The organism is Billgrantia hypersalina, from assembly GCF_052584175.1.
The window spans coordinates 166,801-179,883 of the sequence record NZ_JBMIQI010000008.1; the positions used below are offsets into that span (position 1 = coordinate 166,801).

10 protein-coding genes are annotated in these 13,083 nt (G+C 66.4%); 7 read left to right on the forward strand and 3 right to left on the reverse strand.

Features of this window, described 5'->3' with window-relative positions; genetic code table 11:
* Position 1: 1 nt before the first annotated feature.
* Both ACOJCM_RS06160 and ACOJCM_RS06165 read right to left on the reverse strand, forming a co-directional pair.
* Complete coding sequence (locus tag ACOJCM_RS06160; protein ID WP_445211188.1) at positions 2-1,366, reverse strand: substrate-binding periplasmic protein; 1,365 nt, start codon at positions 1,364-1,366, stop codon at positions 2-4.
* Between the two features lie 194 nt (positions 1,367-1,560).
* Positions 1,561-2,697: a PQQ-dependent sugar dehydrogenase gene (locus ACOJCM_RS06165; protein WP_445211189.1), complete on the reverse strand. Its 1,137-nt coding sequence runs from the start codon at positions 2,695-2,697 to the stop codon at positions 1,561-1,563.
* Between the two features lie 125 nt (positions 2,698-2,822).
* Here ACOJCM_RS06165 and ACOJCM_RS06170 point away from each other — a divergent pair, with 125 nt between their 5' ends.
* Positions 2,823-4,211 (forward strand): MFS transporter, encoded by a 1,389-nt coding sequence (locus ACOJCM_RS06170; protein WP_445211190.1) that lies wholly within the window; start codon positions 2,823-2,825, stop codon positions 4,209-4,211.
* Positions 4,208-4,957, forward strand: coding sequence for a sulfite exporter TauE/SafE family protein (locus ACOJCM_RS06175; RefSeq protein ID WP_445211191.1), 750 nt, complete (start codon positions 4,208-4,210; stop codon positions 4,955-4,957). The genes ACOJCM_RS06170 and ACOJCM_RS06175 overlap by 4 nt, the downstream gene beginning before the upstream one ends.
* A gap of 20 nt (positions 4,958-4,977) precedes the next feature.
* On the opposite strand, the gene ACOJCM_RS06180 is transcribed toward ACOJCM_RS06175, so the two are convergent.
* Complete coding sequence (locus ACOJCM_RS06180; protein WP_445211192.1) at positions 4,978-6,213, reverse strand: E22 family MetX-like putative esterase; 1,236 nt, start codon at positions 6,211-6,213, stop codon at positions 4,978-4,980.
* Between the two features lie 158 nt (positions 6,214-6,371).
* Between ACOJCM_RS06180 and ACOJCM_RS06185 the strand changes: the two genes are divergently transcribed.
* From ACOJCM_RS06185 to ACOJCM_RS06205, 5 genes are read left to right on the forward strand one after another with little or no spacing between them, the layout of a single operon-like run.
* Positions 6,372-6,899 carry a retropepsin-like aspartic protease family protein gene (locus ACOJCM_RS06185; protein WP_445211193.1) on the forward strand — a complete coding sequence of 176 codons (528 nt, stop codon included), beginning with the start codon at positions 6,372-6,374 and terminating at the stop codon, positions 6,897-6,899.
* A gap of 8 nt (positions 6,900-6,907) precedes the next feature.
* Positions 6,908-7,894, forward strand: a complete 987-nt coding sequence (locus tag ACOJCM_RS06190) for a YihY/virulence factor BrkB family protein (RefSeq protein WP_445211194.1) — start codon at positions 6,908-6,910, stop codon at positions 7,892-7,894.
* The gene (locus tag ACOJCM_RS06195; protein WP_445211195.1) at positions 7,891-8,931 is read left to right on the forward strand and encodes an NAD(P)H-dependent flavin oxidoreductase; all 1,041 of its coding nucleotides are present in this window, start codon (positions 7,891-7,893) and stop codon (positions 8,929-8,931) included. Before ACOJCM_RS06190 ends, ACOJCM_RS06195 begins: the two co-directional genes overlap by 4 nt.
* Positions 8,932-8,974: 43 nt before the next feature.
* A complete protein-coding gene (locus ACOJCM_RS06200) occupies positions 8,975-10,705 on the forward strand; it encodes a VRR-NUC domain-containing protein (RefSeq protein ID WP_445211196.1) in 1,731 nt (576 codons plus the stop codon).
* The gene (locus ACOJCM_RS06205) at positions 10,702-13,023 is read left to right on the forward strand and encodes an ATP-dependent DNA helicase (RefSeq protein ID WP_445211197.1); all 2,322 of its coding nucleotides are present in this window, start codon (positions 10,702-10,704) and stop codon (positions 13,021-13,023) included. Before ACOJCM_RS06200 ends, ACOJCM_RS06205 begins: the two co-directional genes overlap by 4 nt.
* Positions 13,024-13,083: the final 60 nt, after the last annotated feature.

Genomic DNA, 13,083 nt, shown 5'->3' on the forward strand with positions numbered 1-13,083 from the left:
ATTACCGGCGTGCCTCCGTGTCGTTAAGCGCCCTGTCGAGCGCCGCCTGCAGCCGGGTAGTGAATTGATTGGAGACCGACGGGTGGCAGGCCAGGTAGAGGTCGACCTCATTGAAGGCGAACAGGCGGCGCAGCGACAGGCCGGCCTCTGCGGCAAGGAAGCGGGCCGTCTCTTCACCGGTGACCCAGGCATCGATCAGCCCCGCGCGCAGGCGGCCGATATTCTCGCGCTCGGCGCTGGCCACGACGATGGGAACACCCTGGCTGGCGGCGTGCTGGCCGACGGCGTCCTCGCGAAAGCTCCCCACGCGCAGGCCTGCCAGATCGTCCAGGGAGTCGGCCTCGATGTCGGCATCCTCGAGGGCAAAGGCGGCCCAGGTACTTGAGGTCAGCGGGCCGACCCAGGTGAAGAGCGACTCCCGTTCGAACGTACGCGTCGTCGAGTAGACGCAGTGTCGCTCGCGCAGCTGGGCTTCGGTATAGGCGCGCGCCCAGGGCAGAAGGCGAAATTCGGCATTCAGCTCGGCGGCACCCAGCGCGGTTCTCAGCAGCTCGGTGGAGCTTCCCGTTATGCTGCCGTCAGCATCCGCGTAGTTGTAGGGCGGGTACTCTTCGGTATTGAAGGCGATGGTGCCGCCGAGGATCTCGCCGAGAACACCCTGCTCGCGCAGGCGGTCGAGCGCTTCCTGCATGCGGGCCACCAGGCCGGGGTCGGTATCCCGGTGCAGGGCATAGTAGAGGTCGGATTCGCTGATGGTCAGTAGTGGCATGTAGTCGGTGGTGGGCAGCCCTTCTTGCAGCATCAGCCAGAAGGCCACATCCTCGCTATAGGCCCAGAGGTCGACGCGACCACGCTCGAGCATGCGCAGGGCACTGATGTTTGAGATGGCGGCATGAACCTGGCTTTCCGGCACCCCGGCTTCCTGCAGCCGTTGGGCACCGATGTCCTCGCGTATCACCGCGATGCGAAAACCGCCATCGATGACATCGCCGATGTTGCGCAACTGGATGTTGCTGTCGCGCCTGGCGATGAGTGTGACCCGGTCGGTAGCGATGGGGCCTACCCACTGGAACAGCGACTCGCGCTGCTCGGTACGGGTGGTGGAAAACAGTACCGTTCCCGGTTCGGAGAGCGCTGTGTCGTAACCACGTGCCCAGGGGTAGTAGCGAACGTCTGCGCGCGAGAGCGCGGTGTCGGTCTCGGCGAAGATCCGTTCGAGCAGTTCGATGGAGATGCCTTCGAGCCGTTCGGCCTGCCGGTAACTGTAGGGCGGATACTCCTCGGTGATGAAGGTCAGGCTTTCCAGGTCGGCGACCGCCGGCAGGGGTAACAGCGCAAGCACCAGCAACAACCAACTCTTCTTCATGCGTCCTGCACTCCCCGCGAGTCATTTTTCTTCTTGCCCTGGGTGCCTTGGCAGAGGCGCATCTCGTGCGACTGCCACTGGAGCATAACCTAGGTTAACCCAGATAATGCCCGGGGGATCGTGAGAAGGGAAGAATGGGCCTCTCCACGCAATAAGGACCCCGGCCCGCGGAAGGCCCGCCGGCCGGGGTGCGGTCACTCTGCAGGTTCGATCCGGTAGAGTGTGCCGCGCTCCTCGCCGATGAGGACATAGATGAAGCCATCGGGTCCCTGGCGTACGTCACGCACCGGCCCCAAGGGCTCGTCGAGCAGTGCCTCCACCTCGGTCACTTCGTCGCCATCCACCTCGAAGCGATAGAGCTGCTCATCCTCCAGGCCGCCGACGAGCAGGTTGCCTTCCCACTCGGGATAGTGCCCACCATTGACCACGGCCAGGCCCGAAGGCGAAACGTTGCTTTCGAAGCGATAGAGGGGCGGGATGATGTCATTGTCGATGAAGACGGTGCCCTTGGTGATGCCTTCGAGGAAGTCGCCTCCGGCTGCCTCTTCCCCCAGGGTCAGCTCCGGCCAGCCATGGTTGGCGCCGGGCTGTACGCGAATGAGTTCGTCGTCGCCGTTGGGGCGTGTCTCAACCGCCCAGACGTCTCCACGCGCTTCGTCCACGGCCAGTCCGAGCACATGACGGTGGCCCCAAGAGTAAATCTCGGACAGGAAGCCGACCTCCTCGAACAGCGGATTATCCTCCGGCGCCAGGCCCTGCGGGTCGAGGCGCAGGATCGAGCCGGCGTGGTCCTGGGTATCCTGGGCGCGTTCGGGGGTGCCGCGGTCACCGATCGACATCAACAGGGTATCGTCGCCCATCCAGGCGAGCCGCGAGCCGGCTTGTGGGCCGGGCTCGGATCGCCGGTTCTGCTCGAACAGTTCCTCGACGTTGGTCAATTGGTTTCCCGCCAGGCGGCCACGCGCCAATGCCGTGGCGGTCGAGTCGGCACTGCCGCTGGAATAGGTGAAGTACAGCCAGCCGGTATCGGGGAAGTCGGGCGAGGCGGCGATGTCGAGCAGGCCGCCCTGGCCCTCGACGTGGACGCCGGGCAGGCCTTCGACCTGCTGCTGCTCGCCGTTGTAGAACGTTTGAATCTGCCCCGTTCGCTCGCTGACAACGTAGAGCTCGCCCGGCAGCACGGCCACGCCCCAGGGTTGCTCGAGATCCTCCGCTACCGGCACCAGGCGTAGCGCCTGGTGGTCACTGCTGAGCGGCACTTCATCGGCCGAGGCCGACGCGGCGGAAACCGCCAACACCAGCAGAGGGGCACACCTACAGCATCCTTTCATCGTTCACCTCCTTTCCGTATGTATCCCTCAGTGTAGTGAAAGTGGCTGCAGCGTCATTTCTGTCCCGATTAGCTGGTAGGCTAAGCGCTTTCGGGCAGGTCCCGCTGGGAGTGAGGAGGCAGGGAATGAACATGAATCCGGCGGTCGGCGGCGCTGGCGCCAGGCGGCGGGCCTCGAACAAGGAGATTCTGGGGTGGGCGATGTTCGACTTCGCCAACCAGGCCTATACGCTGCTGATCATTACCGTCGTGTTCGGCGAGCTGTTCACCACCGTCATCGTCGGTGATCGCGATGACGGATTTCGCCTGGCCAATCTGCTGTGGAGCCTGGCACTTGCCACGAGCTATCTCCTGGTGGTGATTACCGGCCCGCTATGCGGCGCGGTGATGGACTACCGGGCGGCCAAGAAACGTTTCCTGTTCGCCAGCTACATTGTCACGGTATTGGCGACCGGGCTGCTCTACTTCGTGGCGCCCGGCTACGTCATGCTCGGGCTGCTGCTGATCGTGGTGTCCAACTACGCCTACTCCATGGGCGAGTCGTTCATTGCTGCCTTCCTGCCCGACCTGGGCCCTCCGCAGGATCTCGGCAAGATCTCCGGCTTCGGCTGGGCGCTGGGCTACGTGGGCGGTCTTTTCGCGGCCGGTTTCACTCTGGTGGCGCTGGGCGAGGCTACGGCCGACAACTTCGAGCGCATCCGCTGGGTGGGACCCTTCGCCGCGGCCTTCTTCCTGGTCACCGCCATTCCCACCTTCCTGTGGCTGAAGGAGCGCGGTACGCCGCAGCCGCATCGCAAGCGCTACCGCGAGATCGCCTGGGAGCGTGTCTCCACCACCCTGCATGAGCTCCGGCGCTTTCGTGACCTGGGTATTTTCCTGATATCGCTGCTGTTTTCCATGGCAGGGGTCTACATCATCATCGCCTTTGCCTTCATCTACGGTGCTCAGGTGATCGGCTGGGACGAATCGATCCGCAACGTCATGTTCATCATCGTCCAGATCACTGCGGCGGCCGGCGCCCTGGGCTTCGGCTTCATTCAGGATCGCATCGGCACCAAGCTCACCTATCAGTTGACCCTGCTGCTATGGGTGGCGGCGATATTGGCCATCTGGGCGACGCCGGAAGTCACGACCTTTCTCAATGCTCGCCTGGGGCTGGATTGGGAAGCCCAGCACCTGTTCCTGTTCGTGGGCTGCCTCGCCGGGCTCTCGCTGGGCTCCAGCCAGTCGGCCAGCCGGGCTTTGGTGGGGCTGTTCTCCCCTGCCCGCAAGGCCGGTGAATTCTTCGGTTTCTGGGGCCTGGCCAACAAGCTCGCCGGCGTGTTCGGCATCATCGGACTGGGGCTCTTGCAGTCGGTGGTGGGGCTGCAGGCCTCGATCCTGCTGTGCGCGGCGCTGTTCATCGTGGCCATGCTGATCTGCCTGGCGGTCGATCAGGCAAGGGGGCAGCGGGCGGCGGCCGAGTGGGAGGCGCGCCATGCGCTCGCCGCGGCCGGCGGGGAAAGCGCCCCATGACGCTGGATCCGCTGCTGCTGGGACTGGTGGCGGCAACCTTCGTCACTGCTGGCATGGTCAAGGGGGTGATCGGCATGGGCATGCCGACGGTCTCGCTGGCCCTGCTGACGGCTACGGTGGGGCTGCCCTCGGCCATGGCTCTGCTGCTGGCGCCCACCATCATCACCAATGTCTGGCAGGCCGTGGTCGGTGGCTATCTGAAGCGGATTCTCCGACGGCTATGGCCGTTCCTGCTGGCCTCGGCGGTCACTGTCTGGCTGGGCGTTGCCGTGCTGGCCAGGGTTGACGTGCGCTGGCTTTCTGCCCTACTGGGCGTGCTGATCGGTTTATATGCCCTCGCCGGGTTGCTCGACCTCGGCCTCGGCGCGCTGGTCAGCCGTGGCCGCTATGCCGCTCCGGTCAATGGCGCGCTGACAGGGTTGCTTACCGGCATGACCGGTTCATCGGTGTTTCCCGGCGTGGCCTACCTGCAGTCGCTGGGCCTGCCGCGTGACATGCTGATCCAGGCCATGGGTGTGCTGTTCGTGGTCACGACCAGCGCGCTGGGGCTCTCCATGGGGGGGCAGCGCCTGCTGAGCGTGGAGCTGGGCGTGCTTTCCCTGGGCGCGGTGGTGCCGGCGATTCTGGGCATGCAGCTCGGCCAACGGTTGCGGCGGCGTCTCTCCGAGGTGGCCTTCCGGCGGGTCTTTCTCACCGGTCTGCTGGCCATGGGCGGTTACCTGCTGGTGCGCTCCCTGGCGGGCTAGCCGGCCAGGGAGCGGACGCCTCAATCGGCAAGGAAGGCACGGATTCGATCGCCGGCCTGATCGATGGCGAGTACGCCGTCGAGGTGACCGCGATTGCCCTCCAGCGTGGCCAGTTCGACCTCGGTGCCGTCTGCCTCGATCAGGCTGGCGGTCTCGCGCACGCCCTGTGGGGCGAACACCAGGTCGTTCTCGCTGTAGAGAATCAGGCTGGGGGCGTCGATACGCGCCAGTCCCTCTTCGAGACTCTCACCGTGGCCGGTGACGAACGCCTGGTTGGCCTTCACCAGGTAGAGCAGATGGTTGGCGTCGGCGAGCTCCGCGCGTGTGGCGGCGAGATCGTCGAGTGTCTTCTCGATGGCGTAGCGTGCCTCGAGATCGTGGGTGGGGTCGGCGTCCTCGTCGGCCCAGCTGCGATCGAAGGTCTCGTTGGCCCAGTGCCAATGGTTGGCATTGAGTGTCACCAGCTTGAGCGATTCGCGCAGGCCGTCCAGCGGCGGCTCATCGTCGTAGTAGTCGCCCTCGTTCCAGTTGGCATCCAGGCGGATGGGGGCGGCCCAGGCGCTCAGGGTGGCCAGCAGCCAGGGGTCGGCGACGCCAGCGCCGATCACGGGAATCAGGCGCTCGACCCGTTCGGGATAGGCGCTGGCCCATTCGTAGGCTTGCAGGGCCCCCATGGAAGCGCCCATCACCGCATGCAGCCGCTCGATGCCTTGGCTCTCGAGCAGCGCCTTCTGCACCTCGACGAAGTCACGGATGGTGACCAGCGGGAAGTCGGTACCCCAGGGTTCGCCGGTCTCGGGGTTGGTCGTGGCCGGCCCGGTCGTGGTCACGTTGGGGTCGTGGACGTTGAGGTTGACCAGCGTGTCCGAGGCAATGATGTAGTACTCGTCGGTGTCCAGCGGCTTGCCGGGGCCGATGATGGCGTCCCAGTAGCCGGGTGCCTCGTCGTCTTCGGCGTAACGGCCGGCGGCATGGCTGGTGCCGGAGAAAAAATGAGTAATCAGGATGACGTTGTCCTTCTCTTCGTTGAGCGAGCCGTAGGCCTCCCAGCCGATACGCACCGGAGCGATGGTTTCGCCGCTGACGGTGGTGTACTCCTCCATCTCGAAGACCTGCTTGTCCACCCGCCCGTCCCATGCCGCTGCTGCGCTGCTGGCAAGCAGCAGGGCGGCGGTCAGTGCCGCACTGGCTAGCCGTGGGATATCTCGGGAATGACGAGGAGCGTTCGAGGTCGAAAGTGCGATGCGGTCATGCATGTGGCTATCCCTGTCGTTATTGGTTCGATGGGGCGGTCGTTGGTGACACCCGGCGAATGCCGTGGAGAACGCAGCCAAGGGAACTTGGCGCTGTTCAGTACAGACAGCGAAATCAAGGGTGTCAAAGCGGGCGAAGCCTGCCAAACGGGAGAGAGGGCATGAACCGACAGAGCGGTTCGATCCGGCGCGCCGGCATGGGCATGATGCTGCTGTTCTGGGTGTCGTTCATCGGCTTCGGCAGCTGGTGGCTGCATGGCTACCTCGAGGCTCAGCGCAACCCCAATACCCATCTGGTCAATACCGTGACCGAGGCCGGCGAGCCGATTGTGCTCGAGCGCAATCGTTCGGGACACTTCGTGGCCACCGGACGCATCAACGGCGAGCCGATCGAGTTCTTGCTCGACACCGGCGCCACCTACGTGGCGGTCTCCAGTGAATTCGCTGATCGGCTTGGGCTGGAGCAGGCGGGGTCGGCCTGGTTCAACACCGCCAACGGGCGTGTACGTGGCGATCTCACCTGGTTCGACGAAGTCAGCCTGGGAGGTTTCACCGCCGCCGACGTGCGCGGTTCCATCAGCCCGGGGCTCGAGGGCGATGTGGCCCTGCTCGGCATGAGCTTCTTGAGTCGGTTCGATATCGAGATCCGTGATGCCCGCATGGTTCTGCGCCCCGCACAGCAACCCTAGGGAGTGACATGATTCAATATCGCAGAGGCCGGAGGGCAGGCAAGCCAAACCAGATACCCGGCCCGGGCTGGCTGGACGTCGTCTGGCGAGTCAAGGAGCAGCTGGCGGATGACCGGGTCAACATGCTGGCAGCCGGAATCGCCTTCTATGCCCTGCTTTCTCTCTTTCCGGCCCTCGGTGCCGTCATATCGTTATGGGCGCTGGCCTTCGACCCCGCCGAAATCACCAGCCAGATCGGCGAGTTGAGTCGCTTCATGCCGCCCGGCGGCGCTCGGTTGATCAACGAACAGGCGCGGGAAGTCAGCGAGAATACCGATACCGGGCTAAGCCTGACGGCGCTGTTGGGGCTTGTGGTGGCAATGTTCCTCGCTTCCAAGGGCGTACGTGGCCTGATGGTAGGGCTCAACGTGGTGTACGGCGAGGAGGACCAGCGCGGCGTGCTGCATCGTACGCTGGTCGTCGCTGCCCTGACTCTCGGCCTGATCGTTATGTCCCTGGCGGCCACGATCTTCGTGGCGATCTATCCTCTCGTCGTCGGCTGGCTCGCCCTGGACGGCCCCTTGATCACACTGATCAAATGGCTACGTTGGCCGGCGCTGGTGCCGCTGATGATGTTCGTGATTGCCGTGCTCTACCGCTACGGCCCCTATCGGCGCTCGCCGCGCTGGGAGTGGGTCAGCATCGGCACCGTGACGGCGACGCTGCTGTGGTTGCTGGGCTCGGGAGGGCTGTCGCTCTACGTCGGGCGCGTTGCCAACATGGACGAACTCTACGGTTCGCTGGGTGCCGTGGTCGTACTGATGCTGTGGTTCTGGCTTTCCTCGTATGTCGTATTGCTGGGGGCCGAGATCAACGCTGAAATGGAGCGTCAGACCCGGCGTGACACCACGGTGGGCGTATCCCGGCCCATGGGAGAGCGAGGCGCCTACGCCGCCGATACCCTGGGGCCGAAGCAGCCGTGGCAGCGCAAACCCTCTCAGGGAGAAGACTCATGAGCCTGACCCACCAGCTCGGTATCGAGCTTCCCATCCTGCAAGCCCCCATGGCCGGCGTTCAGGGGAGCGACCTGGCGTTGGCGGTGAGCGGGACGGGCGGCCTTGGCGCCTTGCCCTGCGCCATGCTCACGCCTGAGGCGATGGTGGCGGAGCTGGGTCGTATCCGCGAGACGACGACGCAACCCCTCAATGTCAATTTCTTCTGTCATGCACCGCCGACCCCCGATGAGGCGCGCCTGGTGCGCTGGCACCGGGCGCTAGCGCCCTACTACGCCGAGTTCGGCCTGGATATCGACAGCGTGCCGGCAGGGGCCGGGCGACGCCCGTTCGACCAGGCAGCCTGCGAGGCCCTGGCGCCCTTCCGCCCGGAAGTGGTCAGCTTCCACTTCGGCCTGCCGGAGCCGGCGCTGCTCGAGCGGGTCAAGGGCTGGGGCGCGCGGGTGCTCTCTACCGCCACCACGGTGGAGGAGGCGCGCTGGCTCGAGGCGCACGGTGCCGACGCAGTGATCGCCCAGGGCCTGGAAGCGGGCGGGCATCGTGGCATGTTCCTCAGCGACGATGTCTCGACCCAGCTCGGCACCTTCGCCCTGTTGCCTCAGGTGGTTCAGGCCGTCTCCGTGCCGGTGATCGCCGCCGGCGGTATTGCCGATGCGCGCGGTGTGGCGGCCGCGCTGGCCCTGGGGGCATCGGCCGTCCAGGTCGGCACTGCCTTCCTGTGCTGTCCCGAGGCCACTACCTCGGCGCTGCATCGCCAGGCGTTGCGGAGCGAGGCGGCTCGCCATACGTCGCTGACCAATCTCTATTCCGGGCGTCCGGCCCGCGGCATCGTCACCCGACTGATGCGAGAACTCGGCCCGCTCAGCGACGTGGCCCCGGCCTTTCCCTTGGCCACCGCTGCGATAGCACCGCTGCGCAGTGCTGCCGAGGCGGCAGGCAGCGCCGATTTCTCGCCGCTATGGTCCGGGCAGAATGCCAGCGCCTGCCGTGAGGTGCCGGCCGCCGAGGTGGTGCGCGCTCTCGCCGCAGGCCTGGGCTGACGGCGAGGGTGGCGAGGGAGTGCCGGGCTGATATCATGGATGCATGAACAGTATCCCGCGCCCCGCTTCGGCCACCGCCTCGCTCGACGATCCCTTCTATTACCTGGCGAACTTCCGCTTCGTACTCGGCTGGGTGAGGGAGCACCATGCCGATCTGCTGAGCGCGGAGGAGCACGCCTTCGTCACCGGCTTTGATAGCCTGCCGCAGCCGTCCCAGGCGCTACTGGTCCGCATGGTGATGCGCAAGGGGGATCACTTTCGCACCGCCAAGCTTCATTATGCCGAGATCGGCGATACGCAGCGCGCACTGGCTCCGCTCGTCGAGGCCGGCTGGGTCGAAGCGGACCCCGCCCTGCCGCTTGATGAGCTGTTTCGCCTGCTGCGCCTGGATGAACTGCGGCGGGCACTGGCAGGCGACATCGATGCCGCCGGGCTTTCCCCCAAGGCGAGCAAGTCGGCGCTCGGCGAGGTGCTGCGGGCGCAGCAGATCCAGGCGAAGCGACTCGACGAATGGTGGCCCGAGGCCGGCGATGCCTTGGGCGGCGAACGCATCGTGCGGTTGACCGTGATGTCATGGTGCGAACGACTGCGGCTGATGTTCTTCGGGAACCTGCGCCAGGTCTGGGCCGAGTTCGTGCTCACCGAGCTTGGCGTGCAGCGCTTCGAGCGGGTCACGCTGACACCCGGTGCGCGCGCCTTCCAGCGTCGCGAGGAAGTCGATACCTACCTGACGCTGCATGCGTTGCGTGAGCGATTGGAGCAGGGTGAGGCCCCGGAGTGGCTGGAGCCCGAGATACCCCGTGCGCCGGATGACAATGCCTGGCTGGCACAGCGTCGCGGCCGGCTGCTGTTTCGCATGGGCCAGGCCGCCGAGCGCGGTGGGCAGAAAGAAGTGGCACTGCGGCTCTATGCGGCGAGCGGCGACGGCCCGGGCGCTCAGACGGAGGCGCGCATTCGGCGCCTGCGGCTGCTGGAACGCCTGGGAGAGCATCGCCTGGCCCATGCCTTGGCGGCCCAGGCGTGGGCGTCGGCTACCTGCGAGCAGGAAACCCAGGCATTGGCGCGATTGTTACCGAGGCTCTGCCGTCGGCTGGGGCTGGCACCGCCGGCGCGCGAGCCCGACGAGCCGCCATCCCGCTTCGACCTGTGTCTGCCTCGTACCGACGCGGTGAGCGTCGAGCAGGCCGTGGCCGAGCATCTCAGTCGCCCCGAGGCGCCGGTCCGCTACGTCGAGAATGTGCTGCTCACCGGCGTGTTCGGTCTGCTCTGCTGGCCCGCGCTGTTCGCTCCGCTGCCCGGGGCGTTCTTCCATCCGTTCCACAGCGGGCCGGCGGATCTCTATCGCGACGATTTCGTTGCTCGCCGGCGCGAGCGCTTCGACGCCTGCCTGGCTCGCCTCGATGAAGGCACCCACGGCGAGGCCATCCGGCACGCCTGGCAACACAAGCGAGGCTTGGCCTCGCCCTTCGTCTTCTGGGAGGGACTCGACGAGGGCCTGCTCGAACAGGCGCTGGACTGCATTCCTGCCACGCACCTGCGCGTCTGTTTCGAACGTCTGCTGGCCGATCTCAAGGCCAACCGTGCCGGGCTACCCGACCTGATTCAGTTCCTGCCGCCCGGGACGGAGGGCGAGCCACGTTACCGGCTGATCGAGGTGAAGGGGCCCGGCGACCGGCTGCAGGATAACCAGCGTCGCTGGTTGGCCTTTTTCCAGCGTCATGGCATCCCCGCCACGGTCTGCCACGTGACCTGGCAGCCGGGCGAGATGGCATGAGCGATGTCAGGGAGCGCGCCGGGACGACGCCCTACCGGGTGGCCGTTCGGGCGCTGTGCGACTTCACCGCTCGCGAGGGTGATCTTGACCACCGTTTCACCCCGTCACCCAGCGCCCGCGAGGGCATGGCCGGACATGCCCTGGTGACAGCGCGGCGTGGCGAGGGCTACGAGCGCGAGATTGCGCTGAGCGGACGCTACCGCAGTCTCGTCGTGAGTGGCCGGGCCGACGGCTTCGACCCGACGTGCCATCGCCTCGAGGAGATCAAGACCCATCGCGGCGACCTGGCGCGCATGGCCGCCAACCAGCGCGCCCTGCATTGGGCTCAGGTCAAGGTCTACGGCGCGCTGCTGTGCGCCGAGAGGGGGCTCGAGTCGCTGACCCTGGCGTTGGTCTACCTGGATATTGCCAGCGAGCGGGAGACACTTTTGACCGAAGAAGCGAGCGCCGTCGAGCTCACCGCCTTCTTCGAGGCCCAGTGCGAACGCTTCCTCGTCTGGGCCGAGCAGGAGCGAGCCCATCGCCTGGAGCGCGATACCGCCCTGGCCGGCCTGGCCTTTCCTCACGAAGACTTTCGTCCGGGCCAGCGCGAGCTGGCCGAGAACGTCTACAAGGCCGCATCCACCGGACGCTGCCTGCTGGCCCAGGCACCCACCGGCATCGGCAAGACCGTGGCCACCCTGTTTCCCACCCTCAAGGCGATGCCACGCCACGACATTGACCGGCTCGCTTTCCTGACCATGAAGACGCCGGGGCGGCGCCTGGCCCTGGAGGCCCTGGCCCGGCTGGGGGCTGTCGACCCGGCAGGGCAGAGAGGAACAGAGCGGTTGCCGCTGCGCGTGTTGGAACTGGTGGCTCGCAGCAAGGCCTGCGAGCATCCCGACAAGGGTTGCCATGGCGACGCCTGTCCGCTCGCGGCCGGCTTCTACGACCGCCTGCCCGCCGCCCGCCAGGCTGCGGTGGCACGCGGCTGGCTCGACCGTGCGTCGTTGCGCGAGGTGGCGCTCGCGCATGGCGTCTGCCCCTACTACCTGGGCCAGGAGCTGGCACGCTGGAGCGATGTCTGCATCGGCGACGTCAACCATTACTTCGATACGGCAGCGTTGCTGCATGGCTTGGCCCAGGCCGACGGTTGGCGCCTGGCGCTGCTGGTGGACGAAGCCCACAACCTGGTGGAACGGGCACGGGGCATGTACAGCGTCGAACTCGACCAGCAGGCGTTCACTCGCCTGCATCGCAGCGCACCTGTGCCATTGACGAAGCCGCTGGGGCGGTTGGTGAGTCAGTGGCAGACCCTGGTGCGAGAGCAGGGTGGGACCGAAGAGGGCCAGGTGGGGCGTCCGGCTTACCGGGTGCTCGAGGACCTGCCGGTACGCTTCATCGGCGCGCTGCAGCAGGTTGCCGCGGCGCTTACCGACTACCTGGCCGAGCACCCGGGCGGCGGCGACCCAGCCCTGCAGGAGTGCCTGTTCGAGGCCCTGGCGTTTACCCGACTTGCCGAATCGTTCGGTGACCATACGCTGTGCGACCTCACCCGGCAGGGTCGCGGCCGCGCCGTGCTCGGCCTGCGCAACCTGATACCGGCGGATTTTCTGGCGCCGCGCTTCGCCCAGGCACACAGCTGCGTGCTGTTCTCGGCAACCCTGAGCCCGGCACACTACCATCGCGACCTGCTGGGCTTGCCGGACGACAGCGTCTGGCAGGAGGTGGCCTCCCCGTTTCGGGCCGACCAGCTCGAGGTGCGCATCGCGGGCGGCATCTCGACGCGACTGCGCGATCGTGAGGCCTCGCTCGACCCCATCGTGGCCGAGCTGGCGGCCCAGTTTCGTCGTCGCCCCGGGCCCTATCTCGCCTTCTTCAGCAGCTTCGCCTACCTGCAGGCCGTGGAGGAGCGGTTGGCCCGGTTGCACCCCGAGCTGCCCCGCTGGAGCCAGACCCGCGGCATGAGCGAAGCCGAGCGCGATGCCTTTCTGGCACGCTTCCAGCCAGGCGAGCGGGGAATCGGCTTCGCGGTGTTGGGTGGCGCCTTTGGCGAGGGCATCGATCTTCCCGGAGAGCGTCTGATCGGTGCCTTCATCGCCACGCTGGGCCTGCCGCCGTTCGACGCCTTCAATGAGGCTCTCAAGGCCAGGTTGCAGGCGCGTTTCGGCTGCGGCGATGCCTATGCCTATCGGATCCCGGGGATGATCAAGGTGATCCAGGCCGCCGGCAGGGTGATCCGCAGCCCTCAGGACTGCGGCACCCTGGTGCTGATGGACGACCGCTTCCGGCAACGCGAGGTGCTTCGTCTCCTGCCCGATTGGTGGCAGGTTGGCTGAGGTGCTTTACGCGCTCTTACGCCCTGTAACAGTTTCGGTTTGTTACTCGTGCCGCTGCAT